The 25,905-nt window shown below is 42.8% G+C and carries 21 protein-coding genes; 10 read left to right on the top strand and 11 right to left on the bottom strand.

Features of this window, described 5'->3' with window-relative positions; translation table 11 throughout:
* Positions 1–38 precede the first annotated feature (38 nt).
* The 5 genes from EWE74_RS04725 to EWE74_RS04705 are packed head-to-tail and all read left to right on the top strand — an operon-like array spanning position 39 to position 8,055.
* Complete coding sequence (locus EWE74_RS04725) at positions 39–1,199, top strand: Pycsar system effector family protein (RefSeq protein ID WP_130140348.1); 1,161 nt, start codon at positions 39–41, stop codon at positions 1,197–1,199.
* Between the two features lie 13 nt (positions 1,200–1,212).
* Positions 1,213–2,049 carry an SdiA-regulated domain-containing protein gene (locus EWE74_RS04720; RefSeq protein WP_130140347.1) on the top strand — a complete coding sequence of 279 codons (837 nt, stop codon included), beginning with the start codon at positions 1,213–1,215 and terminating at the stop codon, positions 2,047–2,049.
* A complete protein-coding gene (locus tag EWE74_RS04715) occupies positions 2,046–3,140 on the top strand; it encodes a metallophosphoesterase (protein ID WP_130140346.1) in 1,095 nt (364 codons plus the stop codon). Before EWE74_RS04720 ends, EWE74_RS04715 begins: the two co-directional genes overlap by 4 nt.
* A gap of 15 nt (positions 3,141–3,155) precedes the next feature.
* Complete coding sequence (locus tag EWE74_RS04710; protein ID WP_130140345.1) at positions 3,156–5,468, top strand: GAF domain-containing protein; 2,313 nt, start codon at positions 3,156–3,158, stop codon at positions 5,466–5,468.
* Positions 5,469–5,496: 28 nt separating this feature from the next.
* On the top strand, positions 5,497–8,055 hold the full coding sequence (locus tag EWE74_RS04705; protein WP_130140344.1) for a BamA/TamA family outer membrane protein: 2,559 nt from the start codon (positions 5,497–5,499) through the stop codon (positions 8,053–8,055).
* Between the two features lie 19 nt (positions 8,056–8,074).
* Here EWE74_RS04705 and map read toward each other — a convergent pair whose 3' ends face one another.
* A complete protein-coding gene (gene map / locus EWE74_RS04700) occupies positions 8,075–8,839 on the bottom strand; it encodes a type I methionyl aminopeptidase (RefSeq protein WP_130140343.1) in 765 nt (254 codons plus the stop codon).
* Positions 8,840–8,964: 125 nt separating this feature from the next.
* On the opposite strand from map, the gene EWE74_RS04695 reads away from it, so the two are divergent.
* Positions 8,965–9,807 carry a helix-turn-helix domain-containing protein gene (locus EWE74_RS04695; protein WP_130140342.1) on the top strand — a complete coding sequence of 281 codons (843 nt, stop codon included), beginning with the start codon at positions 8,965–8,967 and terminating at the stop codon, positions 9,805–9,807.
* 104 nt (positions 9,808–9,911) lie between these two features.
* Here the strand turns inward: EWE74_RS04695 and EWE74_RS04690 are convergent, their stop codons facing one another.
* From EWE74_RS04690 to EWE74_RS04675, 4 genes are all read right to left on the bottom strand, one after another.
* Positions 9,912–10,577, bottom strand: coding sequence for a YoaK family protein (locus tag EWE74_RS04690; RefSeq protein WP_449448555.1), 666 nt, complete (start codon positions 10,575–10,577; stop codon positions 9,912–9,914).
* Between the two features lie 275 nt (positions 10,578–10,852).
* On the bottom strand, positions 10,853–11,986 hold the full coding sequence (locus EWE74_RS04685; RefSeq protein WP_130140340.1) for a metallophosphoesterase family protein: 1,134 nt from the start codon (positions 11,984–11,986) through the stop codon (positions 10,853–10,855).
* Between the two features lie 112 nt (positions 11,987–12,098).
* Complete coding sequence (locus EWE74_RS04680) at positions 12,099–12,947, bottom strand: SDR family oxidoreductase (protein ID WP_130140339.1); 849 nt, start codon at positions 12,945–12,947, stop codon at positions 12,099–12,101.
* Between the two features lie 55 nt (positions 12,948–13,002).
* Entirely contained in the window at positions 13,003–13,410 is a 408-nt protein-coding gene (locus tag EWE74_RS04675) for an Rrf2 family transcriptional regulator (protein ID WP_130140338.1), read from the bottom strand.
* A gap of 178 nt (positions 13,411–13,588) precedes the next feature.
* Here EWE74_RS04675 and EWE74_RS04670 point away from each other — a divergent pair, with 178 nt between their 5' ends.
* Positions 13,589–14,713, top strand: a complete 1,125-nt coding sequence (locus EWE74_RS04670; protein WP_130140337.1) for a lipid II:glycine glycyltransferase FemX — start codon at positions 13,589–13,591, stop codon at positions 14,711–14,713.
* A gap of 16 nt (positions 14,714–14,729) precedes the next feature.
* Here the strand turns inward: EWE74_RS04670 and EWE74_RS04665 are convergent, their stop codons facing one another.
* Entirely contained in the window at positions 14,730–16,649 is a 1,920-nt protein-coding gene (locus EWE74_RS04665) for an ABC-F family ATP-binding cassette domain-containing protein (protein ID WP_130140336.1), read from the bottom strand.
* Between the two features lie 50 nt (positions 16,650–16,699).
* On the opposite strand from EWE74_RS04665, the gene EWE74_RS04660 reads away from it, so the two are divergent.
* Positions 16,700–17,725: a quinone-dependent dihydroorotate dehydrogenase gene (locus EWE74_RS04660; protein ID WP_130141131.1), complete on the top strand. Its 1,026-nt coding sequence runs from the start codon at positions 16,700–16,702 to the stop codon at positions 17,723–17,725.
* 2 nt (positions 17,726–17,727) lie between these two features.
* Here EWE74_RS04660 and EWE74_RS04655 read toward each other — a convergent pair whose 3' ends face one another.
* From EWE74_RS04655 to EWE74_RS04645, 3 genes are all read right to left on the bottom strand, one after another.
* On the bottom strand, positions 17,728–18,030 hold the full coding sequence (locus EWE74_RS04655; protein WP_130140335.1) for a hypothetical protein: 303 nt from the start codon (positions 18,028–18,030) through the stop codon (positions 17,728–17,730).
* Between the two features lie 615 nt (positions 18,031–18,645).
* A complete protein-coding gene (locus EWE74_RS04650) occupies positions 18,646–20,196 on the bottom strand; it encodes an OmpP1/FadL family transporter (protein ID WP_130140334.1) in 1,551 nt (516 codons plus the stop codon).
* A 72-nt stretch (positions 20,197–20,268) separates the two neighbouring features.
* Complete coding sequence (locus tag EWE74_RS04645; RefSeq protein ID WP_130140333.1) at positions 20,269–21,408, bottom strand: hypothetical protein; 1,140 nt, start codon at positions 21,406–21,408, stop codon at positions 20,269–20,271.
* A 186-nt stretch (positions 21,409–21,594) separates the two neighbouring features.
* Between EWE74_RS04645 and proS the strand changes: the two genes are divergently transcribed.
* Together proS and EWE74_RS04635 are read left to right on the top strand one after the other, a co-directional pair.
* Complete coding sequence (gene proS, locus EWE74_RS04640; RefSeq protein WP_130140332.1) at positions 21,595–23,067, top strand: proline--tRNA ligase; 1,473 nt, start codon at positions 21,595–21,597, stop codon at positions 23,065–23,067.
* 73 nt (positions 23,068–23,140) lie between these two features.
* Entirely contained in the window at positions 23,141–24,052 is a 912-nt protein-coding gene (locus EWE74_RS04635) for an NAD(P)-dependent oxidoreductase (protein ID WP_130140331.1), read from the top strand.
* On the opposite strand, the gene EWE74_RS04630 is transcribed toward EWE74_RS04635, so the two are convergent.
* Together EWE74_RS04630 and EWE74_RS04625 are read right to left on the bottom strand one after the other, a co-directional pair.
* Positions 24,039–24,839 carry an aspartate dehydrogenase domain-containing protein gene (locus EWE74_RS04630; protein ID WP_130140330.1) on the bottom strand — a complete coding sequence of 267 codons (801 nt, stop codon included), beginning with the start codon at positions 24,837–24,839 and terminating at the stop codon, positions 24,039–24,041. The two genes, EWE74_RS04635 and EWE74_RS04630, sit on opposite strands and share 14 nt — an antisense overlap.
* Before the next feature lie 67 nt (positions 24,840–24,906).
* Positions 24,907–25,896, bottom strand: a complete 990-nt coding sequence (locus EWE74_RS04625) for an LLM class flavin-dependent oxidoreductase (protein ID WP_130140329.1) — start codon at positions 25,894–25,896, stop codon at positions 24,907–24,909.
* Between the last annotated feature and the right edge of the window lie 9 nt (positions 25,897–25,905).

Genomic DNA, 25,905 nt, shown 5'->3' with positions numbered 1-25,905 from the left:
ATTTTTCGTAGATTGCACGTAATCCTAATATGGAACGTATGAATTACAAGCATCTACAGGAAAAGGCGCAACAATTTGCTGTAAATTTTATCCAACAAAATAAAACGGATACATATTGCTTTCACGATAATACACATACGGATGATGTCGTGCTCGCAACGGAAGAAATGGCTGCACATTATGGTCTGGATGAACAGGATCGTTTTGTCGTGACCTGTGCAGCATATTTTCACGATCTCGGATATTGTACTGGAGGAACCGCAGGCCACGAGGTGCGCAGCGCAGATTTAGCGTTGGAATTTCTACAAAAGGAGGGGATTTCCGAAGATCTGCAACAGAAAGTGAAAGGCTGTATCTTAGCTACACAAATGCCCCAATCGCCAACGAATCTCCTCGAAGAAATCGTTTGTGACGCAGATCTTTTTCATCTTGGAGGTGACGCATTTGAAGTCAGAAACAAGCTGATGCGTCAGGAGGCTGAACAGGTAGCTGAATTCAAAATTGCTAAAAATGTATGGCGGGACTTAACGATACAGCTGCTGAAAAAACATCGCTATCATACCGACTACGCGCGACAAAAGCTTAATGAGGGCAAGCTAAAGCATATCAAGGAGCTGGAAAAGCAACAAGGGAAATTTTTATCTAAAAAAACACCGGATAACGCCGGAAAAAAACCGGAAAGAGGGATAGAGACCATGTTTAGGGTTTCTACGACAAACAGCCAACGGCTAAGCGATATGGCGGATAACAAAGCCAATATTTTGCTTACCGTTAATTCTATTATACTTTCTGTCGTTGTCGCTGTACTGGTGCAAAAGCTAGACACGAATCAACATCTTACGCTCCCGACTGTATTGCTCCTGGTGGGCGTAGTGACCACGATGGTACTCGCTATTTTATCGACTATACCAAAAATCAAGGACGGCCGGTTCAATTCCGAAGAGGTCGAAAATAAGACAGTGAACCTTTTGTTTTTTGGAAATTTCCATCAAATGCCATATGATGCTTATCGAGATGCGATGAGAAAAGCGATGGATGACTACGAATTTCTATATAGCATGCTGACGCAGGATGTGTACGCGCAAGGGGTGGTCCTGGGTAGAAAGTATAAGCTGCTGCGGTATGCTTACGGCGTCTTTATGTTTGGATTGATCATATCTGTCGTGGCTTTTATTATTGCCGTGATTCTTGTACATTGAAAATCCTAAGCACATGAAGTACTACCTTCTCATTGGATTATTTTTGTTTACCTTAGGAATGGGTAGCTGCCAATCGCAAAACTCCTTTCCTTACCTGCTGAGGGCTGATGAAAGCTATACGCTACCAAAAAAACTAGCAGAAATATCGGGCATTACATTTTTAAAAGACCAACCAAGCAATATATTTGCAATACAGGATGAAGACGGATTGCTTTTTGGATACGACTTGTTAAAAAAGCAGATTGTCTTAACCACTTCCTTTGCTGCAAAAGGAGATTATGAAGAGCTGACGACAGATGATCAATATTTTTATGTGCTGAAAAGCAATGGTCACGTCTACAGTTTTCCTGTTAAACAGGCGTCGGTATCTGGGAAGGTGATTGTCAACAAGGATCTGGTGCCGAAGGGAGAATATGAATCGATGGCTTTCGACCGCGCCAGCGGTAGTCTTTTTCTGTTGTGTAAAGTGTGCAAGATAGACAAAAAGGGAGAAGCAGTCTCTGGATATATTTTGAAGGTAGGTGAGGGCGGTAGATTATCCAACGGAGGAGAATTTAGCGTACCGATAAGTGCGCTTTCCGCTCTTGACAAAAGAATCAAAAAGACATTTAAGCCCTCTGCAATGGCTAGACGGGAAAGCACCGAGGAGTGGTACATTCTTTCTTCCATCGATCAGGCACTCGTGATTACTGACGACGCATTTAAACCCAAGGAGGTAGTATTCTTGCCACGGAAGGCTTTTGAACAGCCGGAAGGAATTGCCTTTGATAAAGACGATAATCTGTATATCAGCAGCGAAGCAGGACGACAAGCACACGGGATGATTTATAAATTTAACGTTATAAAATGATATTACGCCTCCTACTAGTCGGTTTATGGGTATACCCGGCTCTGCTGTATGCGCAGGAAATTGAGCGTCGACTTATTTTAATAGGAGATGCGGGCGAAATCAATACAAAACAAGAACTGTTGATACCAGCGGCAGCAGAACTGGTACTGCCGAATAAAACGATGGCTTACTTCCTGGGAGACAATATTTATCCTACTGGTATGGGACTGGATGACAGCAGCAGGCTGCAATCTGCTGCTATACTGCGGTCACAATTTGAGCCGTTTAGACAACGCGGCGTGCCCGTGTATTTTATGGCAGGCAACCATGATTGGGATAAATCTGGACCTGACGGACTGGCCAAAATCAAAGCGCAAGAAGCCTACATACATCGTTTGGGAGATAGCGACCTTCGGTTTGTTCCATCTGCGGGTAATTTGGGACCGTTTGTGGAGTTGCTGACGGACAGTATCGTCACCGTGATATATGATAGCGAATTTTGGCTTTTTCCATACCACGACACGGTTCAGTCCGCGGAGCTATCGCAGCAAAAGAAACAGTTTCTAGCGAACTTGACCAACATAGCGGAGGAGCATAGTGAAAAACAACTCCTCGTGATGAGCCATCATCCGATGCGATCCTATGGCGAGCATAGTTTAAGGTTTTCTGTAACCGATCATATATTCCCACTACGTAAGGTGTGGAAAGGTTTGTACATACCTTTGCCGGTGGTGGGGTCGATATATCCGCTGTTGCGATCTACGGTGTTTAGAACGGCTGAGGACGTAAAGCATCCCCGCTACCGCGAGCTTATCGAATCCGTGACAGATGCCTTGGGCAACCACCCGAGGGTGATCTATGTCTCTGGACACGACCACGGGCTGCAACTGATTCAAGACGGCACATTTACGCAAGTGGTTAGTGGCTCCGGTGCAAAAACTTCCGATATCCGCACGGCATCGGATTTGCAGTATAGATTTGGCCAGCAGGGCTTCACGGTAATGGATTTTTTGACAAATGGTGAAACGAAAGTGAGCTTTTACATCGTAGACAAAGATCTGATCAGAAAAGACTTCGACGCTTCTCTTTTGGATGGGAAAGCCGTACACTAAACACAAACACTAACTATGTTGTTAAAAAACATCCAAATAGAAAACCTACAAGAATCTCCCCTAGGAACGGGGCATATCTCGCTGGCACCCTTGACTACCTACCTGCATAAGATACTGGACAGCCTAGGTGGCAGAAGGCACCTGCTTCCATGGTTTGGCTTGGAAATGATCAAAGGTGTCGAGCAGACGCATGGGGAGATTGGGGAAAGCAATCTGGAACCTTACGAGGGTGTATTCGAGATGATCCATTCGCTACAAGATGGTCTGCGTTTGGAAGAAAAGGGACTATGGGGGCTTGGATACCCCATACCGCAGCAGGCCTTTTATGGAACCGGTGAATTTTATACCTTCCTTGAATCTGATACACGATTAATTTCAGAGGATAAAAAGACAGGGCTAACCCCCATGCAGCAACTGCTATATAGTGTCATTCTGGAACGATTTTACGAAATTCCCACCAGTACCAATAAGCTTCTCTACAAATTGGAACAAAAGGGGGTAGACCGTTATTACGAACTCGGAGTAGATTTTTCCTTTGTGGAAATACAACGAAAAGGAAAGCTCCCCGTTATTGATCTAACAACGTTGCGTGATAAAGGTGAGTACTGTCTCGAAGATGTAGAGCCTATATTTCAGTTGCTGGATCCCAGTAATTTTACGTTCAATGGCTTTACAATACTTACATTGGAGGACAAAACAGCTGCTTATGTTTCGGAATGGCTCCATACGATGATCGCTAATCTATCTCAATATAGACAAGAGCGTTTTTTAGGAGAACTGCATAAAATCCTCTCAACAATCGCCGGGTCCACGGAAATCTCATCTTCTTTACTGCCGGTTCTGGAGCTGAATGGATATCCGATCTTTTCCTCCGATTTTACGCGGGATAGTTTCTTTTTCCGGGAGCTACAAAAAAGAAATGTTTCAGGAGTGATAGATCCTACAACGACTGCCTACCTCGAAACGCCATTTCCTATACTTTATGGAATAGAAAAATCGTTGGATACAGAGGATCGGTTGTTTCGTGAACTGATCGAACGGGAGGGACTGGCTTCTTACATCGGTATTCCACTCAAACAACGAGAGAGACTGGTGGGTTTTTTGGAGCTGTATAGCTATATACCTAACAGACTGGACAAGACCTCTATGATGATCTGGAAAACATTTATTCCTTTGTTGACACAACTGACAGCAGACATCGTTTTCTTTTTCAAAAACAGCCTTGAACAGATCATTCTGAATAACTTTACAGCGCTTAATCCAGCAGTAGAATGGCGTTTTAACGAGGTGGCAGCAGGTCAGCTCGGCGCCTATATGCGAGAGGAGGAAGAACCAGTGATGAATAAGGTACGGTTCGAAAAAGTGTATCCCATATATGGGGCCATTGATGTCAAAGGCTCAACCCAGCTACGTAACAGTATTTATAAGAAAGATAATCTGTCGAAAATAGACCATCTTGAACATTTTTTAGACACCTTGGCTCGCGATAATGAAGACGATCTGATTGCGGGATTGAGACATCGAGCAAGAAAGATGAGAAATTGGTTGGAGGCAACAGATTATGAAAAACATATGCTGGATGTTTTCTTGTTTCTTCATGAAGAGTTGTTCGAGATATTGGAAAATATCGAAGCCGAAAACCCGGTGCATAAATCTCCAATCGACACTTTTGTGAACCAACAAAAGGGCGTATCTGGCAACCATATGGATGTTTTCGAAACATCGCTCCAGCAATTGAATAACCTGATCAAGGATGAAGTACAGCAATTTAATGCCACTGTACAAGATATCTTTCCATCGTATTTTGAACTCTTCCGCTCTGACGGGGTAGAGTACGATATGTATGTAGGGCAATCGATAACCCCCACAAAAGTATTTGAACCTTCTTTTTTAAGAGAAATTCGGAAACAACAGATCATTTCCATGGCTCGTATCGGTATACATGCCGCGCAGATAGTGCCATCACTGGTCGTACCTATGCAGGTCACGTTGTTAATCTTTGTGCACACCTCGACAATTGATATCAGCTTCAGGGAGGATGAGCGACGTTTTGATGTGGAAGGAGGCTATAATATCCGTTATCAGATGGTGAAGAAAAGGATAGATAAGGCACAGATAAAGAACAGCAAAGAGCGGCTTGTGCGCCCCAATACATTGGCGATCGTATTTCAGGGGGATATGCTGGAAACGGAGATTAGAGACCTATTAGCCGAAGTGGTCGCAACGGGTTTACTGAAGCCCGATTTTGAATTTTGCACGTTGGAAGAGATACAGGGGGTAAGTGAACTGCGGGCAGTGCGTGCCGATATTGTACTGAACGAAGATTAAAGAAACAATGCCACTTGAAAGTTGATGTATGAAGAGATTTTTGCGGATTATTGGTTTGATCATGTTGAGTGCTTTAAGTACTTATGCACAGAAGCGGGACAGCGTTACGGCCGTCATCGCCCCAGAATATGATAAGGTAGGTCTGGTACATCGGTATTGGCTTGGCGACAGTTATCGGAAATTATATAACACACCGGTAAAGATGAGGGTGATGGACCTTAGCGTGGAAAAGGGTGGGCTCGAAGTGGTGAAACTTGGTGGTGGTATGCAAACGCAATCCTTACGTCTAGTTGATGCCACAGGAAGGGAATGGGTATTACGCTCTATCCAAAAATATCCCGAAAGGAGTCTCCCCGAGAGCCTTAGAAAAACGGTTGCCAAAGACATTGTCCAAGACCAGATATCCATAGCACATCCTTTCGGTGCACTGACGGTACCTCCGTTTAATGTGGCCTTAGACATTCCACATGCATCTCCAGAATTGGTGTATGTAGGTGATGACTCCAGACTGGGCGAATACAGGGAAATCTTTAAAAACAGACCGTATCTGTTTGAGCCTAGGATGCCGTTTGAAGATAGTAAAACCGATAATACGCTCAAAGTGATCCGGCAGCTGTTGGAGGATAATGATAAATGGGTAGATCAGGAATTGACACTGCGTGCCCGTCTACTGGATTTTGTCTTAGGCGACTGGGACCGACATGAGGACAACTGGCGCTGGGATCCGGAGAAGGAAAGAGGCAAGAAGGTATATACGCCGGTACCTCGGGATAGGGATAAGGTTTACTACAAAACGTCGGGCGTATTCCCCATTTTGCTTTCTTACCAATGGCTTAAAGCGAATGTGCAGCCTTTCGGTCCTAAAATTAGAAATGTGGCCCACTGGAATTTTAACGCACGTCATTTTGATCGTTTTTTTCTGAACAACCTGGGTAAGGACGACTGGCAACGGGAGGTGACAGTGCTGCAGCAAACATTGTCCGATTCCTTGATTGATCTGGCTATGCAGCAGATGCCCGATACGATTATTGCCCTGAGTGCAGACGAGTTGGTGGCAAATATAACCGCTAGACGTGATGGATTGATGGAATCTGCCATGGAGTATTACCATTCTTTAGCACGGGTAGTCGATATACCTTTGTCGGGAAAAAACGAATTTGTAGACATCCGCTACCGGAAGGATGGTCGCATTACTTTGGACGTGCACAACAAGAAGAAAGATGGTACAGAAGGACGTCGTTTACTGAAACGAACCTTCCTACCGGAAGAAACGAAAGAACTGCGCGTCTATGGTATTGGGGGGCAAGATGTGTATAAACTACGCGGGTCGGGTCGATCACCTATCAAACTGCGCGTCATCGGCGGAACAGAACATGATCATTATGAAAGCACAGACGCCTTTCAAAACGGAAGAAAGGTATGGCTCTATGAAAGTAACGATACGGCATCAAATTCCTGGAATAACCTTGCTGCTGTACGTATGCAGTTGCGTTCAGATAGCACGGTGCATGCGTATGTATACGACAATTTCGTCTATGACCGAAAAGGTACCCTTTTTAATCTCAACTATGGAGTCGATAGAGGATTGATTTTAGGATTGGGTTACTTAATCGAAAACCAGGGATTCCGAAAAAAAACTTACGCTTACCGACATGAGTTTATGGCAAACTACCTCACGGGTCGAGAGTCGTTTATGTTGTATTATTCGGGCGTCTTTAAGGAGTTGGTGGGTAAACAGGACCTTACGGTTAAATTCTCGTCTTTGGGGCCAAAGAATCTCAGTAATTTTTTCGGTTATGGTAATAATACGACTTATGAAAAGGGAGAAAAGGGCATTGACTTTTATCGTAACCGCTATGATGTTGTGGATGGAGATATATTTTTACAGAGTAACTTGGATGAGCACTGGAAACTTTACTACGGCTCTTCGTCGCAATTTTACAGTAGCCGTCTGGGAAATAACAATGGTCGGTATTTTGAGGAATGGTATGCTCAGCATCCTGATGAACCGCTATTTGGGAACAAATTTTTTACGGGCTTAACCTTAGGAAGTGCATATGATAGTCGGGACAATGTCGCGAATGCAAAGAGGGGAATATGGTGGACAAGTAGGGTGGACTGGAAATCGGAGCTTGGTGGACAGCATCTAAACCACGTCGTTCTACAGTCTTCATTTAGTTTCTATAGATCAACGGCCGATGAACGGCTGACACTGGCTAATCGAACGGGCTTTGAAACCGTTTTGGGCGATCCTTACTTTTTCCAGCATGCACAGATTGGTGGCGAGCAGAGCCTACGGGGATTCAATTCGAGAAGGTTCACCGGAAAAACAGCGCTATATAATAATCTAGAAGGCCGGGTAAAGCTCTTTAGCTTTGCATCTTACCTGCTTCCAGGTACGCTGGGGGCAATCGGCTTCTACGACCTAGGTCGGGTTTGGATGACGGACGAATCCTCCGATAGGTGGCATATGGGGTATGGGGGAGGCCTCTATTTCATGCCTGGCGATTTATTGACCATCCAGGGTGCGGTTGGCTTCAGCAAGGAAGCTACATTGCCCTACATTCGCGTAGGACTGGCGTTTTAATCAACTGTTATTTTACAGGCTACTCCCAAATCCCGTTCATTTCTGTCAATATAATCGGTTTTCCACCGGTAACGACAATGGTGTGTTCGTGCTGTGCCATATACCCACCTTTGTTTCCAACCATTGTCCAACCATCAGGGAGTTCTACTGCACAAGAAGATGTGGTGGAAATGAAGGTTTCAATAGCCAGAACGGAGTTTTTCTTAAATCGTCTTTGATCAAATCGGTTTTTATAGTTGAGTAATTCATCAGGCTGTTCATGTAAACTTCTCCCTATGCCGTGTCCGCCAAGATTTTTAATAACCAGAAAACCATTTTTTTTTGCTTCTGTTTCCATCAAAGACCCAATTTCCGAAATTTTTACACCGCCTTTGATTTGATTAATGGCTTTTCTTAAGATTTCAAGGGAAGTATGCACTAATTTTTGGTGTTGATTCCTGTCATCTCCAAGAATAAATGATGCACCATTATCTGCCCAAAATCCATTAAGTTCTGCCGACACATCAATGTTGATCAACGTGCCTTCTTCTATGATTCGTTTGTCTGATGGGATACCGTGGCAAAATTCCTGCCCTGTACTAATACATGTACAACCGGGGAAACCATAAGTTAAATGTGGTGCTGATCTTGCTCCAAAACTCGCGAGGACTTTTGCGCCATAATCGTCTAACTGCTTCGTCGACATTCCAACCTTAGCATAGTCTCGCATTTCCCTTAAAGTGCAGGCAACAGCCTCACTTACTTTCTTCATTCCGATTAATTCTTCTTCTGTCGTGATCAACATAGTTTGCTTTTATTCGTTTAGTATACGTTATTCCATTTCAACTTTACGGTGCTACGAAATTAAACCTTAGGTAGGGACTAGGAAAGTAAAAATCGGACAATTTTAATGTGTATATTGCAAGCGATATGCCTATCAATTTTTTACAAAATATTAAAGCATCGGATCCGCTTACGTTAAACCCAATAGCGGATCAAGATGTTCGATGTTTTGATTTAGTAACGGAACACATACTAGGAGCGTATATTTTCTCTTGTAGGGGTCTGAGGAGTAACCAGCCTTTATTTAACGATGGTTGTCCGTCCCTTATTTTTATGCCGCGGAAATCGGATGCCGTACTTTTAACGGAAAAGGGAGAAACGCGAAAAGTTAACTTTGCTTGGGTATGTTGTGGGGTTATCACAAATACGTACTGGGAAATACCAGACGACCTCGAATATATTATGGTTATCCGTTTCCAGCCCTCATCTTTTTATTCGCTTTTTAACGTGCGCCCCTCCATGTTTTTTTCGAAACCAATCTGTAATTTGGAAGATATTGTGGAGGAGAAATGGATGCAGATTTTTGATAAAATGTATGAGAAGAAAACGTTGGCGGAGCAGGTTTCTTTTTTAGATAGTGTTTTTTCATTATTCCAAACCAATCATAGCTGCCCGTATATTTTAAATGCCGCTACGAATTATATCGAAGATAAAAGAGGTAATACGACTGTTTCGGAAGTTCTTCAACATTTAGGTAAGGGAGTTAACGCAAAATGGTTACATAGGAATTTTGTTAAGTATATCGGGATTTCTCCCAAAAAGTATATTTCTCTTCAGCGATTTATTTATACCTATAGACAATACAAAATAAGTAAATCTGAGGATTTTTTAGACGTCATTCTGCCTTCCGGCTATTATGATTACAACCATTTTTTGAAGGACTTTAAGTACTATATTGGCATAGCACCATCTAGGCATCACTGGGATTAAACTATAAAATGGACTGCCAGGATTCGTGCCGCATGTTTTCTTGCCCTAAGACAAGACAGCTGGCTGATATACAGTAAGGAAGATGGCCGGAGCGGGTGGCAATATCATAAGTTTCTTTCGCTTGATTTTGTTTTCCAGCGGTAACGATTGTGGTGGGATAATCGCCTTTTTAGATGGAAAAAGCTGAGTTTAAAATAATCGTAAAACATCGCTATGATCAAACATCCTACTGCTACCAGAAGGGTTTTAAAATGGAACTGAGGGACGAGAAATCCGCCAAGGATAGAACCTATAAAAAAGAAAAAAATGATGAAACATTTTAAATAAACACCCTGTTTTAAATTTTTTAAACGGTGTTTGTAGCGTTTTCGAAAAATGAATAAAGATAATTCTATACCTAAGTCGGTAAACAAACCCGTTAAGTGGGTTGTACGTACAACGGAGTTAGAAACGCGGGTCACTAGTGCATTTTGAAGACCCATGCCGAATAACAAAACAAGAGCTAATACGTTAGCATTGGCCCAGGTAGAAGAAGATAAAGCAACAAAAAGTAAACATATTATTTCAACGGAAATCGGAAAAATATAAGGGCTCGCAACCGATCTTCTTGAAAAAAGCTCAATCAATAAACTCGAACAAAACGCACCCAACATAAAGGCGGCGACATAGAATACAAATACGATTGATGACGCATATTTATGGAGTACGATATTTTCTGCAAAATAAGCGAAATGGCCCGTGACGTTGGTTGTAAGGACCTGCAATTGCATCACACCACTGACATTTACCAGGCCGGCAACAAATGACAGCATGGATGCTAACCTTAAATTATGTGTATAGGTTCTTTTTTTTCCTTCGTGGCGAAACATTTTGCTTTTAACCTTCTTAAGATATGGACAAAGGTAAGCAAAATTAACTCGTTATACTCCAATGTAATAATTTGGTCGTAACAGATCAATACGGTTCCATGCCGATAAAAATGCTGCTATATATTGAAATCTGAAGGCTTAAAACGAGGAAAATCACGATCTTGACATTCTCCGCGTTACGCTTCGGAGAACATGGAGCGTTGCAACGGAATTTCGAAACGATCGTATAACTTGGCTTCCGTATCATCCGGTTGGGTTAACGTATAATATGCTCCCGTCAGTTTCAGGCCTTCAAGCGTTCTGACAATGCCCATTTTGAGAAAACCAAAACGCTCTTCGCAATAAGAGACCAGTTCGACGCTATTGTCCTCGGGTTGTAAAGGGGCAACTGTGAGATCATCATAGGTCGCGATGTTATGAAGAAGCGAATACCCCCCGGCACCGGCTACAATATATGGCACCATGCTACCATCTGGATATGTTTTATGAAAGCGCTGGTAATTGTGTACATGACCGCTGAACACAGCATCGGGTATGACGGAAGCTTCCGCAAATGCACTTTCGAGAAAATCGATCATGACAATACTCGATCCGTGGTTCGTATCGGCAGAGTATGGAGCGTGATGTATACATACGATAATAGCCTGCTCATCTCGCTGTATGGCGGCATCTCGTAATTCTTCTATAAACCATTTGCGCTGCTCATCGGTAATGATACCATGCTTGGTGGCGTTGGCATACAGACCTATAAAACGTGCAAGCGGTGTTTCTAATGTCCAATATACATTGGGCTGTACCATGCTCTTCCGGTTGGCGCCTGAACCATAACTTACAGATCGGCTGTGTGTGTCACAGAAGACATCCATGAAGGCATCGAGACTTTGGTACGGACTGGACGCGCTCGGATTGATATCGCCATCGTGGTTGCCCGCAATAGCGAATATAGGAGCCGGATAATGTTGATAAGGCTTTAGAAATTGTACCGGATATTCGTGTGCTTCGCCATGATTATAAACGACATCACCTAAATGGAAAAGGAATGCCGGTTGAGCATCTGGATGCCCTTCAATTTGTTGGGTTAATGTATGGGCAACCGTTGCCTGAAAATCAGAATGACGGACACTGCCCGTGTCGCCAACCATATGGAAAAACATACGGTCTTGTATTTCGTTGGTCGTTTTTCCAATGATCTTAGCTATGTTCAAGCGATATGGATATTCGCCCGTAGGAGTAGGTAATGGTTTGAAGTTGTGTGCATCATCATTGATATGGGTTAACACAACGGGAACATTGTATTTTTTATTTTCCATAACGCAAACATAAGAAATCAATATTAACTGAATGTTAACTCGTGGATATTTAATATGACAAGGCAGACTTATGACATAAAAGAAACTAATAAGCCTGCCTTGATTAATTATTCTAAACCAACGCTTCTTTAACAGATTCTGCTAAAGGTGTTGTGGGTCGTCCGATTAAATGGGATAAAACCTTCTTATCGTCGAATAGATCACCTTTGGAGACGCCTACATCCCAACTCGCAATAGCTTGTGCAAGTGGTTCAGGTAAACCTAACGACGCCAGTACATCGGCATATTCCGATTCAGAAAGGTTATTGTAAGGGATGTCTTTCCCAGTTTGTCGAGAAATTTCGGCAGCTAAGTCTTTTAAGGTATACGCTTCGTCTCCTGCTAATTCGTAGACCTTTCCAACCTGATCTTCACTGCTCAGCACGATTGCCGCTGCTTCTGCGTAATCGGCGCGTGAAGCAGATGAAATCTTGCCGTCGCCTGCACTTCCTACAAACGCACCGGCACCCAAAGCACCCGGAATGGAGGCAGTATAGTTTTCCGTATACCAACCGTTTCTTAAGATGGTGTAGGGAATGCCAGAAGCTTTGAGTAGTTCTTCGGTTTCGAGATGTTCGGGTGCTAAGCTCAAAGAGGACGAGTCTGCACGAAGAAGACTTGTATAGACAATCCATCGGACACCCGCTTGACGTGCGGCATCGATAACATTTTGATGTTGTACCTTGCGCTGCCCAACCTCATTTCCAGAAATGAGCAAAAGGTGGTCGATCCCCTGAAGTCCTTCAATTAGGGTTTCAGGTTTGTTGTAATCAAACGCGGTGGCTGCAATACCTAGATCTGTAGCTTTTTCCGGCGAGCGTACAAGCGCAATCAAATTATCCGCATCTACACGTTGTTTTAATTTTTCTACTACCAAACGACCTAGTTGTCCAGTAGCTCCGGTGATTCCTATTTTTTTCATATTATTAATATTTATTTGTAATAAAATTTGTTACATTAAGGGTCAAAAAAATTATTCAAAATTGCTCTACAAAATTTTTAAGCGTTTTGTGAGAAAGGGCAGTAGACACCATCTCGTCCGTTTCGACAAAAAGCTGATCCAGTTTTTTGTTGATATGTTTTCCTATGGGGCATTTTGGATTGGGAGTTTGATTTTTTTTGCCTAATACGCTCGTGTTTTTGACAGCTTTGTAAATAGCAGCCAAACTTATTTCATGGGTTGGAACACCCAACATAGACCCGCCTTCTTTACCTTTTTTGCTGATGACCCAACCTTGGTCCTGTAAAAAACCGAGTTCTTTACGAACAATTACCGGATTGATATGGATGCTACCTGCAATCCAATCCGAGCTCAACCATTGATCAGGAGTTTTACCCAAAAGCGTCAATATATGTATCACTGTCGCAAACCGTGTGTTGTTCATGGAGGCAAAGTTAATCATAAATATTTAAATGTAATAAATAATATTACATTTAAATAAGGGGGTATACTTTTGCAGATAATATATAACACATTAGTGACAAATAAGAGCTGTTTAATCCAAACATTTTGGCTATGTTCGCAGCTTTTGGGTTTTGAAATCATTACGATAATTTTTATACATGATCGCGGAATTAGAAGATAAGGAAATTAAACAGGTTTATAAAACATCCATTATCCAACAAACGGCCTATTGGTCCGAAGTGAAAAACTTACAAGGATTGCACACGAGAGCATTCAATTTTAGAACGAAACAATCCGATTTATATATCGATAGTAAAAGTGATGCTTACTTTATAGGGGATTTATTAATTGTTATCCAGCCGATTGACAGAGAGCACAGTATCGCCTATGTGCCTTACGGTCCGGAAGTAGAACCTTCAGAGGAAAATCAAGGTTATTTTTTGGAACAGTTATCCGAAAGCTTACGGACATTTCTACCCCTGAAATGTATTATGATCAGATACGATCTACCTTGGCAATCGCTTTGGGCAAAAGACGAAAGTTGTTATGATCTGCACGGCAATTGGCTCGGTGTACCGGAAAAAAGTATACAGGAGATTCGTCTTAATTATAGCACAGCCCATTGGCGGTTGAGAAAGGCCAATACCGATATTCTTCCTTCCAATACGATGTTCATGGATCTGCGGAAGGATACGGATATGCTCTTCGAGAGTATGAAACCCAAAACGCGATATAATATCAATCTGTCGAAGAGGAAAGGCGTCAATGTGCGTTCATTGGGAATTGAAAGTTTGGAGATTTGGTATGATTTATATCGTCAGACAGCGGCTCGAAATAATTTCTTTTTACATGATATCCATTATTTCCGAATTGTGCTTTCAGCGAGAGCAAATGATACTTCTTCACCTGCAGATGTGTATTTATTGGTTGCCGAAGTCGAAGACAAGCCGCTAGCGGCGATGTTTTTGGTAATCTCGGCCAATAGAGGTACCTATCTCTACGGAGCTTCTGCTTCAGAAAACCGAAATTATATGGCTACTTATGCGCTGCAATGGCGGGCCATGGAAATGGCAAAGGAGCGGGGTTGTACGGAATACGATTTTTTTGGGACGGCACCAAATCCCGATCCATCTCATCCGATGTACGGACTTTATCGTTTCAAGAAAGGATTCGGTGGAGAGATGTACCATCGTATGGGATGCTGGGACTACCCATTGGATATGGAGAAATATAGTTATTACACCTCGATGGAATTTAAAAACCAACGTTACCATTTAAGTTAACGTTGGTTTTATTTCTTTACCCTTCCAATTCCATGATCTCTTCGGCGAGCTTTTCCCAATCTTGTTGGAGCTGCTGAAAAGAAGCTTTGGCAGAATTATACGTCCGGGTGGCTTCTTGAAGCTTTGGTGCATCCGAATAGACTTCTTCTTTCGCTAAGTGTGCTTCAAGCTCCTTTACCAACTTTTCACTTTTTTCTATTTGTTGTTCAAGCGTTGCCAACTCCTTGTTTTTGCGTTGGATGAGCCTATTCTTATCCTCCGATGGAGGAGTCTTTTCTTTTTTAGGTTGCTCTTTCTCCTTCGCTATTTTCTTTTCTCCTTGAGGCTCTTTCTTCACCACACGTTTTGAACTCCATTCCTCATACTCTTGATAAGTACCTGGATACTCTTTAATTTCTTTGTCTTCGATAAACCAAATTTTATTGGCAACATGGTCTAAAAAGTAACGGTCGTGGGAAACAACGATGAAGGTACCCTCATACTGTTGTAAAGCCTGGATAAGAATATTAACCGAGGCCATGTCCAAGTGATTGGTCGGCTCATCAAGTACCAGAAAATTTGCATCGGCTGTCAATGCCTTCGCTAACGCGACGCGCGATTTCTCGCCACCCGACAAGACCTTGATTTTCTTAAATACATCATCACCGGTGAACAGGAAACAACCTAAAATGGAACGCAATTCTGTTTCGGTATGTTTGGGAGCGAAGTTGATCAGCTCCTGTATAATGGTGTTTTCGAGATGCAACGCTTCCAATTGGTGTTGGGCGAAGAATGTCTGGGATACATTGTGCCCTTTGATGCTTTTGCCCTCATATTCGTTATCAGCATCGGCTACAATGCGAAGCAAGGTTGATTTACCTTTACCGTTTGCACCGATCAGCGCTATTTTATCTCCTTTTTCAATAATAGCACCCGTATCACGTAGAATTTCCAGATTAGGGTAAGACTTCGATATATTTTCCAGTGTAACGACATGCCGTCCCGAAGGTTTGGAAAATTTAAAGCTGAAATTCACTTCTGGATTATCATCGTCCACATTATCCACCTTTTCCATACGATCGAGCGCTTTAATACGGGATTGTACCATTTTTGCTTTGCTCGCTTTTGCACGGAAACGCTCTATAAGCTTTTCTTCTTGCTTGATTTTTGCCTGCTGATTTTTAAACTGATTGCCCTGGATTTCCTCCCGCAGAGATTTTTCTTCTATATAGAAAGAATAGTTTCCGGCATAAACCGTAAGCTTTCCTTTGCGGGATTCCACCGTTTTATTGATGATCCGATCGAGAAAATAGCGGTCGTGGGAAACAATAACAATCGCACCCTCAAACGCCTGTAGATAATTCTCCAGCCATTTAATAGACGGTAAATCCAAGTGGTTGGTTGGCTCATCCAATAACAGAATATCCGGTGTTTGCAGGAGGATACGCGCGAGCATAACACGCATACGCCAACCGCCGGAAAATGTCGCTAAAGGTCGCTGTTGCTCTTCTTCTGAGAACCCTAAACCTGCGAGGATCTCGTGTGCCCGAAACTCGATATTGTAGCCATCCAACGCTTCAAACTCCATCTGTCTATCGCTCAGTTTATTCAGTATCTCGTCCGAATAGTCAGTTTCTAGTTTTTTAAGCAATACTTCAATCTCTGCATGCAATTGATTTTGCCGCTCAAATGCCTCCATCGCTACATGCAGGATGCTTTTTTCGGAATGGTAAGACAACAAATCCTGGTTAAGATAACCAATCTTTAAGTCCTTCGCCATTGAAATCGTGCCCGAAGTCGGGGTATAATCTCCGACGATTAATTTTAGCAACGTAGACTTACCAGCCCCATTTGCACCGATTAATCCCGCTTTGTCTCCGGGTTTTATATGCCAATTAGCGTCGTCGTATAAAGCACGTGAGCCAATCTCGAATGTTAAATTATTAATTGATATCATTTGCTGCAAAAGTAATGAATATTTCTGCTTCTTTGGTTACCTTTGCAGATATGTATAAAATCGTTAAACCTATATTCTTCACAATGGATCCCGAAACCGCACACCATAGGGTGACGGACGGGTTGCGCACATTTACGAAAATCTGGGGTGCAAAGTCATTGCTTAAGTCGCTTTATACGGTGGATGATCCTCGTTTGGAGCGGGAAGTATTCGGATTGAAATTTAAAAATCCGATAGGGCTTGCCGCTGGGTTTGATAAAAATGCAGAGTATATCGAGGAGATGGCAGGTTTAGGCTTTGGTTTTATCGAAATTGGAACGGTAACGCCGCGTCCGCAACCGGGAAATGATAAACCACGGATGTTCCGTCTGGTAGAAGATAAGGCTTTAATAAACCGCATGGGGTTTAACAATCAAGGAGCTGATGTCGCTGCAGGTCGCTTGAAACGATTGAAAGACCGAGATAATCTTATCATCGGCGGTAATATTGGAAAGAACAAATTAACCCCCAACGAGGAAGCCGTAAACGATTATACCTATTGTTTCAATGCGCTTTTTGAATATGTCGATTATTTCGTCGTGAATGTTAGTTCGCCTAATACACCGGGCCTACGTGATTTGCAAGAGAAGGAACCTTTAAAGAAAATTTTGAACACGCTTCAAGATTTGAACCATACTAAATATATCCAACGACCCATTTTACTCAAAATAGCGCCAGATTTAACAGATTCCCAATTAGATGATATTGTGGAAATTGTGACAGAAACAAAAATAGCAGGTGTTATTGCGACGAATACGACTATTTCGAGAGAAGGATTGTATAGTGACCCATCTTTGGTGAAGGAAGCGGGAGGGGTCAGTGGAAAACCGCTTACGAAACGTTCTACCGAAGTTATTCGATACTTAGCGGAGCGCTCCAATCGTTCCTTCCCGATCATTGGTGTAGGAGGGATTCATTCGGCGGAAGACGCTAGAGAGAAACTGGAAGCAGGGGCAAGCTTGGTTCAAGTGTATACTGGGTTTATCTATGAAGGTCCTGCCTTGATCAGTAAAATCTGTAAGGGATTATTAAAATAAAGTCAATCGCGATCCAAAAACTTACGATCTTCCTCGGATAAATTAGCGTAAGGAGATGGGTTTTCTGCTTCTGGATTATCTGCTGTTACTGTATTATTAATGGTATACTCTTTTGGATGACTCTTTTTCCGGCGAAACATAATACCACCAGTAATAACACCCAAAATAAAGAATACACCCAAAATTAATAATTTGGAGGTGCGTATTTCGCCAAAAAACCAAAAGCTTGCTTCTTCCTTGTTGTTAAAGAGAATAACCAGCACAAATGCCGTTATCATGCCGAATATGATGGTTTTGGGTTTCATCTGTTTATTTTTTTTGCAAATTAACAAAATCTTTTTTAAGTGAGGCGATCACCGGTAATTTCCAAATTTAATATTCATTTAATATTTGCAGGGTGGTGCTGCTCTTTTATCAGTTTGAGGTGAGTTCATACTTACCATTTTGCATGCATAATTTGGCAAAATACATGTGTTAAGAGACAAAGGGTATACGTGATGGGGGAAACGGTATACTTGTTAAGTCATTATGCATGCGTTAAGAGACAAAAGGTATATGCGATGAGCGAAACGGTGTACTTTTTAAGTCATTATGCATGCGTTAAGAGACAAAGGGTATATGCGATGAGCGAAACGGTATACTTATTAAGTCATTATGCATACGTTTAGAGACAAACCGCATACCTGATGGGCGAAACGGTATACTTGTTAAGCCATTATGCATGCATTTAGGGATAAAAGGTATATACGATGAGCGGAAAGACTTACCTGATGAGCTAGGAGATATACACGGAGGGTCAACAGGCATACCATAATTTTGGTAAAAGATCATAAATAACAAAACATATGACCATACGGTTAAGCCTATATGAAGTTTTTGGGTGAGGTTCATTATCACCCAAAAACGTTCTTCAAGTTTTATTAAAATTTAGCACCTAATGTCAACACTACATTGGTACGCTGGTGTTTGATGTCCGCTACTGGACTTGCGCTCCCCCAAAAACCTTCATCGATGAGGTATGGGCTTACTTTATAATCGTTAATAAGGTGAACAACCGCCAAATCAAGATAAAGGGTGTTTGTAAGCTTCGTGCCTAGTCCCAAACTACCGCTGTATTGTTTATTATCAGCGTTCTTATAAGGGTTGCCGAAATAGTTTATACCCGCACGTCCGCTGACGGTATTGGTAATCAGATATTCACCGCCCACACGTAGGTTGACCGCACCTCGATAAGCATCCTTAAAATCTTGATCCCAAAGCGCATCTTCCGAAGAATTTGGTCCTCTGGTATCCCGAATTTTAATGCTGCTGTAATTGACATATTCAGCATCTGCGGAGATCAATCCGCGTCCGAAAAATTTAGATACACCAAGACCAAATTTCCAAGGCGTAATCAAGCGATAGCTAAAATCGTCCGTAAATGCAGTTTCGCCGAAATCAAAAGCTTCTTCGGCATTTTCATTATCGTAATAATCCACACCAATATAACTTTCAGTATATTGATCAACGGTATACCAGGTAGGAGAGGTAATGGTGGCTCCGATGTTCCAATCGACTGTGGGTTTGTAAATAGCACCAATTTTGAAATCTATTCCGGTACCTTCGGAACGTTGGTAGTAATCGTCCAGCATCTCGTAGTTCGCATCCAAAAAATCGTAATTCGGATGAGTCGGGTCTATAAAATTGGATCCGGGATTATCCGCGGCTACTGCAGCGGCATCTTTCGTCCAGCCGTATTCGGAGAACTGTGCGGAATTTTCGTGTATAAAAGAAGTGAAGCCAATATTACCTCCAATATAAAAGACGTTGTTGTAATTACCGCCGAAAGCTAAGGATGTTTTGAAGCTATTACCTGTAGTTAATATATCACTGATCTGATCTTTATTCCCAAATTCGCCGGTGATCGGAAAATAGCCTTTATCGGTATCGGCAAATCTTTCGATCAGCTTCATGCCGGATAAGCTATTGGCAAAAGCCTGGTCTCCAAATTGCACTATATCATCCGCATAAGCGCTGACGATAGTATTGTCGGGATTTACCCCTTCATAACGCACATGATTCGAAAATCTATTGGTATTTTCATAGCCTATCCCGATATTGAAATTTTGCCAGCCGTGGTAACCTTCGTTCTTCGGGAAGTGGAAAACAACGCCCGCATGATCCACACCAAATCTGCCTTTGTTCTTGCTGACGCTATTTCCAAAATACGTTCCTTTATTGGCGGCATTGTCGTAGTTGAAGGTAATGGATATATCGGACTGACCGAAGAACCCTAATCCAGCCGGGTTTCCGGTAATGGAACTGATATCACCGCCTAATGCTGTTTTTGCATTTCCTAAGCCTTTGAATCGCGCGGTACCACCATTGGTTTCTTGCGAAAAAATCAGACCATTGTTTACAGATTGGCTATAAGCAGACATACTTACGCCCGAAATGAATAAAGATGTGAAAATTATGTTTTTTATACGCATAGTTTGTTTTAAATAGTAGAGACGCAAACCTTTGCGTCTCTACATCATGTCAATTATTGCTGTTAAAGAAAATTATCTTGTTCTTCCTCCTCTGGAGCTACCTCCGCCACCACCCGAACTTCTAGACGATCCGCCACCGCTCGACATGGAGCTTCCTGAAGAACCTCTAGAAGGCGTGTACGAAGGTGTGCTTCTTGTCGTCGGTCTTGATGGTTGTGTGGTAGTTGGCCTAGACGGTTGTGTCGTTGCTGGACGAGTAGTTGTTCTTGAACGAGATGTGTTACTCGTACCTGTTGTTGGTCGCGTGGTTGTTCTCGTCCGGTTGCCTACAGCTTCTCTACTGGTTGTCGCACCACGTGTTGTGCGGGTACCAACGCGGGAGGAGTTAGAAGATCCTCTGGTCACATTGCCGTTCTCCGTCCGAACACGACTTGTATTTCCGACGGCAGAGCGCGTGGTTGTACGTGTACCATTTGCTGTAGCGCGGGTTGTGCGTCCAGTCACAATACGACCGTTTCTATCCCGAGCCACGCGTGAGTTGGAAACACGTGTCGTATTCCCTACACGTGTATTGTATCCACCGCGAGCTGCGACACGGGTAGGTGCATTGGCTGGGCGTACACTGTATCGGTTTCCACCGTAATAATTTCCGCCATAATAGTGGTTGCCATATCCATACCCAGGGTGTCCCCAGGCGTTATAGCCCCAACCGGCGTAAGGGTAGCCACCCCAACCCCAGTTTCCATAACCATAGTAAGGATTTCCCCATCCCCAACCAAAGCCAAAATGAGGACGACCCCATCCGAAACCTAAGGACCAACCTGATCCCCAGCCCCAGCTAGACCATCCGAGGCCGAAACCTCCGTATCCATACCAAGGGTCAAACCAAGGGTCATAATAAGGCATGCCTGGCGCACCGTAGTAAAAACGATTGATGCGATTGGCATATTCCAGATTATTGTCGTATTCAAATCCTTCTACGTATTCTTCGTCGGCGTATTCATCAGCATAATAGTCGTTTTGGACATATTGCTCCTCCTGTACTTCGCCATCAGTATAATAATAATCCGGACTCAGGTAATCTTGGGGAGCTTGGGATTGATTATTATACACATCGTCTCGATGGGCGATCTGTCTACTTGTTGAACACGAGCTAAGCGCAAAAATGGCTGCAAGTGTCAAACTACCGAATAATAATCTATTTGTTTTCATGATATGATATCCTCTACTGTTAAACTTCGCTAATACAGTCTTTATTTATTATCTTAGACCCGTTTTTTAGACGGGGGTTTAATCCGCTTCCAAAAATATAAATAAAACTTAGGGCTACCCCAAGTTTTTCATAATAATACGAACAAATTACAATAATTGTTACAGAAATAATAATTGAAATAAATAATGGGAAAAGGAATAACAAGTCGTAGTGAAGATTACTCACAATGGTATAACGACTTAGTCGTCAAGGCTGATTTGGCAGAACATTCGGCGGTTCGCGGTTGTATGGTTATCAAGCCTTACGGATACGCTATTTGGGAGCGTATGCAAGCAATATTAGACAAGAAATTCAAAGATACCGGACATTCGAACGCTTATTTTCCCTTATTTATCCCCAAATCCTTTTTTTCTAAAGAAGCGTCGCATGTAGAAGGATTTGCAACGGAATGTGCCGTCGTAACGCACTATCGATTGAAAAATGATGGCGAAGGAAATATCGTAGTGGATGAAACGGCAAAATTGGAAGAAGAACTTATTGTACGCCCGACGTCGGAAACCATTATTTGGAATACGTATAAAGGTTGGATTGAGTCCTACCGTGACTTGCCTATTTTAGTAAATCAATGGGCGAATGTAGTACGGTGGGAAATGCGCACCCGTTTATTTTTACGCACGGCCGAATTCTTATGGCAGGAAGGACATACGGCGCATGCTACGCGTGAAGAGGCCATTGAAGAGGCCGAACGTATGCTGGAGGTATATGCAGATTTTGCAGAACAGACGCTTGCTGTCCCTGTCATTCGAGGCGTAAAAACAGAAAACGAACGCTTTGCCGGAGCATTAGAGACGTATTGTATAGAAGCACTTATGCAAGATGGTAAGGCATTGCAGGCCGGTACTTCACATTTTCTAGGCCAAAATTTTGCCAAAGCGTTTGATGTGAAATTTACATCGAAAGAAGGAAAATTGGAGCATGTTTGGGCAACTTCTTGGGGTGTATCTACTCGCTTGATGGGCGCATTGATTATGGCACACTCCGATGATCAAGGGCTTGTATTGCCGCCAAAATTAGCTCCTATTCAGGTGGTTATCGTTCCTATTTACAAAACAGAAGAAGAAAAAGCGAACATCGATGGTTTTGTTAATAAGCTAACAAGCGAATTGCAGGACATGGATATATCGATAAAATATGACGATCGGGATACGCAACGTCCGGGTTTTAAATTTGCCGAGTGGGAAATGAAGGGCGTGCCTTTGCGTGTTGCTGTTGGTGCGCGTGATATGCAAAATGGCACCGTGGAATTGGCACGGCGCGATACGCAGACAAAAGAAACGGTATCACAGGAAGGACTTGCGGTGACCATCGAAAATCTGTTGGGCATTATACAGGAGAACATTTACCATAAAGCGTTGTCTTTCCGTAGCGAACATATTACGGAAGTGAATTCTTATGAAGAATTTAAAGATGTATTGGAGAACAAGGGGGGCTTTATTTCCTGTCATTGGGACGGTACGGTAGAAACAGAAAAACGGGTGAAAGAGGAGACGAAAGCAACTATCCGTTGTATTCCTTTGGATGCGAAGGATGAAGTGGGCGTGTGTATCTTTACGGGTAAACCTTCTAATAAACGTGTATTATTTGCGAAAGCGTATTAACTATATATAGATGGTGTCCGAACATACAAAATTACCTTTTCGGACATCCTCTAAGAAGAGATTAAAAAGAGATATGTTTAAAAAAATAGTCGCCGTAGAGCCGCTAAACTTAATTCCCTCGGCGGAAAAAGCGTTATTCGATTATGCGGAGGAAGTTGTTTTTTATCCTAATAGCCCACAATCTGCGGAAGAGATGGCCTTACGGATTGGCGACGCGGATGCTGTTTTGATCAGTTATATTTCCCGGTTGGGTGAGGATGCGTTGGCGCAATGTCCGAATGTGAAATATATTGGTATGTGCTGCTCGCTATACACCCCGGAAAGTGCCAATGTGGATATTCGGTATGCGAATTCTAGAGGCATCACCGTGTTAGGTGTTCGGGATTACGGAGACGAAGGTGTGGTAGAATATGTGATGAGTGAGTTGGTGCGTTGTTTACACGGTTTTTGTATTCGGAATGATGGTACACCACAGGAGCCATGGGATGGCGTACCTCGCGAAATCACAGGTACGAAAGTTGGCATCGTCGGGTTAGGTAAATCGGGTGGTATGGTGGCGGATGCGCTGCGTTTCTTTGGTGCAGAAATCTCTTATTTTGCACGTTCGGAAAAAGAGGATGCCAAACAAAAAGGCTATCGGTATTTACCGGTTCGCGAATTGGTGAAAGAAAATGAGGTCATCATCACCTGCTTAAACCGTGGTGTAGTTTTGCTGCATGAGGAGGAGTTTGAGGCCATGGGCGATAGAAAGATCTTGATTAATACCGGACTTTCGCCTGCTTGGGATGAAGAACCTTTTGAAAAGTGGATAGAACGGGATAACCGTTGCTACTGCGATACCTTAATTGCTTTAGGAAATGAGAAGTTTCTGACGCATCCGAATGTACATTGTATGCAGGTTTCGGTAGGCCGTACCCGCCAGGCGTTTGTACGCCTGAGCGAGAAAGTGCTGGCCAATATCGAAAACTATCTTAAAACACAATAGGTGAAACGATATTTCGTAATGTATTTACAATGCTCCATCCTGCAATCTGGGCGGTAGCGCTGTATACATCGACTACCGCATGTACTTGTTCATTTTTGATCTCTATGCGGTGGTTATCTCCTACAAAATCAGGAATAGAGGTAATCGATACCAGCATGTTCTCCGGACCTACGGATGCAATTGACGCAGCGACAGATACGTTGACGCTGGTTGGGAAAAGGGCAATGGCTTCGATCGCGTTCCCTTCAAATACCTTTTTTTTCTCGTGTTGTAGGGATTCCTGATACACAGACGATTTCCTGAGCGAGTTGGGGCTTTTTTCGGTTTGAAACGTTGCTTCGCATTTACCCATCAAGGAAACTGTCCGTAAAACGTCAAGTCCGCCAATAGCACCAGATGCTATGTGTACTTTCGTGTTGTTTTCTCTTGCTGTTTTTATAACATTTTCATAAAATGCCTGATCTGCAAAAGCTCCCATCGAGAGCGTCACGATAGACGAACCGTTTTTTAAAGCGTCGAGTGCAAATTCCTTCAGGGCATTTGGAGAGGCGGTTTCGATAATATAATCGGGTTTCATCGCCAAAACATCTTGAATCGACGCACAAGGTATACAGGTTGATCCGGAATCTACTGTGTTTATTTTATCGGCAATATGTTGCGCTTTTTCCTTGCTTCGGGAATACGTCGCAATCAATTCATACTCCGGAAGCAAATTATCTCTATAAGCGTCCGCAACAAGGGTAGCCAATTTGCCACAACCAACGATAGCTAAAGTCTTTTTTTCCATGTTGTCCAACATACAGCTTTTTTCAAGTAAAGCAAAATCGTTTTTTGCTTTTGGGCTAAACGTATCGCTATATTAACGCTTCCTTTATGATACGGAACGATTCCAGACGCTTCTGATTATCGTAAACATAATTCGTTGTCATGATTTCGTTAACTTCATAGCGTTTGGCAAAATCATAAATATCTTGTTTAAGCGTTTTCTCATCTCCGGTGAAAGTACATGCTGTCATGCTATGGACGGCTCTTTCAATCTCGGGGATGCCGTGGTATATAGGCTGTTCTGTTGGCGGAGACAATGGACGACGGTGGTTCGTGATAATTCCGGCAAACATATTGAATAAACTCGTGGAAAGGAAGTCGGCTTCTTCCGTCGTTTCAGCACCTATAATATTGACGCAGGCGATGAAATAGGGTTCTTGCAGATGTATGGATGGTTTGAACTCCCTTCGGTAAATCTCAGACGCTTGTGCGAGCATAGCTGGTGCGAAATGTGCGGCGAAAGCATAAGGTAAACCTAGTTCGGCAGCCAAATGTGCAGAGTCTGTACTGGAGCCTAAAATATAAATCGGAACATCCAATCCTTCACCGGGGAAGGCACGCACTTTCTCTGATGGATCATCGTTTTCAAAATATTGTTGGAGAGCCTGTACATCATCCTTAAAATAAAAGGCAGTGTTCAGATTGTTACGACGGAGTGCCATCGCGGTGACTTGATCAGTGCCCGGAGCGCGGCCCAATCCCAAATCAATCCGGCCGGGATATAAGGTTTCTAACGTACCAAACTGTTCGGCAACAACTAGAGGAGAGTGATTGGGTAGCATGATACCTCCCGATCCAATACGTATATGATTAGTCTTACCCGCGACATGGCCAATCAAAACAGCTGTCGCAGAACTGGCAATATGCTCCATATTGTGATGTTCTGCAAACCATATTCGCTGGTATTCTAATTTCTCAATATATTGAGCTGCTTCAACACTTCTAGCAATAGCCTGTTGTGCATTTTGTCCTTTGCAGACAGTCGCTAGATCCAAAGCCGAAAGTTTAATTTTTTCCATGCCACAAAA

The organism is Sphingobacterium corticibacterium (assembly GCF_004208525.1).
GTDB classification, from domain to species: Bacteria; Bacteroidota; Bacteroidia; order Sphingobacteriales; family Sphingobacteriaceae; genus Sphingobacterium; species Sphingobacterium corticibacterium.
This window is presented reverse-complemented; position numbering and strand designations above follow the sequence as displayed.

What these genes read in the sequence shown, in the direction of transcription:
- EWE74_RS04725 (WP_130140348.1), top strand. Translation starts at nt 39, where the DNA reads ATGAATTACAAGCATCTACAGGAAAAGGCGCAACAATTTGCTGTAAAT.
- EWE74_RS04720 (WP_130140347.1), top strand. Translation starts at nt 1,213, where the DNA reads ATGAAGTACTACCTTCTCATTGGATTATTTTTGTTTACCTTAGGAATG.
- EWE74_RS04715 (WP_130140346.1), top strand. Translation starts at nt 2,046, where the DNA reads ATGATATTACGCCTCCTACTAGTCGGTTTATGGGTATACCCGGCTCTG.
- EWE74_RS04710 (WP_130140345.1), top strand. Translation starts at nt 3,156, where the DNA reads ATGTTGTTAAAAAACATCCAAATAGAAAACCTACAAGAATCTCCCCTA.
- EWE74_RS04705 (WP_130140344.1), top strand. Translation starts at nt 5,497, where the DNA reads ATGAAGAGATTTTTGCGGATTATTGGTTTGATCATGTTGAGTGCTTTA.
- map (WP_130140343.1), bottom strand. Translation starts at nt 8,839, where the DNA reads ATGTTGATCACGACAGAAGAAGAATTAATCGGAATGAAGAAAGTAAGT.
- EWE74_RS04695 (WP_130140342.1), top strand. Translation starts at nt 8,965, where the DNA reads ATGCCTATCAATTTTTTACAAAATATTAAAGCATCGGATCCGCTTACG.
- EWE74_RS04690 (WP_449448555.1), bottom strand. Translation starts at nt 10,577, where the DNA reads ATGCAATTGCAGGTCCTTACAACCAACGTCACGGGCCATTTCGCTTAT.
- EWE74_RS04685 (WP_130140340.1), bottom strand. Translation starts at nt 11,986, where the DNA reads ATGGAAAATAAAAAATACAATGTTCCCGTTGTGTTAACCCATATCAAT.
- EWE74_RS04680 (WP_130140339.1), bottom strand. Translation starts at nt 12,947, where the DNA reads ATGAAAAAAATAGGAATCACCGGAGCTACTGGACAACTAGGTCGTTTG.
- EWE74_RS04675 (WP_130140338.1), bottom strand. Translation starts at nt 13,410, where the DNA reads ATGAACAACACACGGTTTGCGACAGTGATACATATATTGACGCTTTTG.
- EWE74_RS04670 (WP_130140337.1), top strand. Translation starts at nt 13,589, where the DNA reads ATGATCGCGGAATTAGAAGATAAGGAAATTAAACAGGTTTATAAAACA.
- EWE74_RS04665 (WP_130140336.1), bottom strand. Translation starts at nt 16,649, where the DNA reads ATGATATCAATTAATAATTTAACATTCGAGATTGGCTCACGTGCTTTA.
- EWE74_RS04660 (WP_130141131.1), top strand. Translation starts at nt 16,700, where the DNA reads ATGTATAAAATCGTTAAACCTATATTCTTCACAATGGATCCCGAAACC.
- EWE74_RS04655 (WP_130140335.1), bottom strand. Translation starts at nt 18,030, where the DNA reads ATGAAACCCAAAACCATCATATTCGGCATGATAACGGCATTTGTGCTG.
- EWE74_RS04650 (WP_130140334.1), bottom strand. Translation starts at nt 20,196, where the DNA reads ATGCGTATAAAAAACATAATTTTCACATCTTTATTCATTTCGGGCGTA.
- EWE74_RS04645 (WP_130140333.1), bottom strand. Translation starts at nt 21,408, where the DNA reads ATGAAAACAAATAGATTATTATTCGGTAGTTTGACACTTGCAGCCATT.
- proS (WP_130140332.1), top strand. Translation starts at nt 21,595, where the DNA reads ATGGGAAAAGGAATAACAAGTCGTAGTGAAGATTACTCACAATGGTAT.
- EWE74_RS04635 (WP_130140331.1), top strand. Translation starts at nt 23,141, where the DNA reads ATGTTTAAAAAAATAGTCGCCGTAGAGCCGCTAAACTTAATTCCCTCG.
- EWE74_RS04630 (WP_130140330.1), bottom strand. Translation starts at nt 24,839, where the DNA reads ATGGAAAAAAAGACTTTAGCTATCGTTGGTTGTGGCAAATTGGCTACC.
- EWE74_RS04625 (WP_130140329.1), bottom strand. Translation starts at nt 25,896, where the DNA reads ATGGAAAAAATTAAACTTTCGGCTTTGGATCTAGCGACTGTCTGCAAA.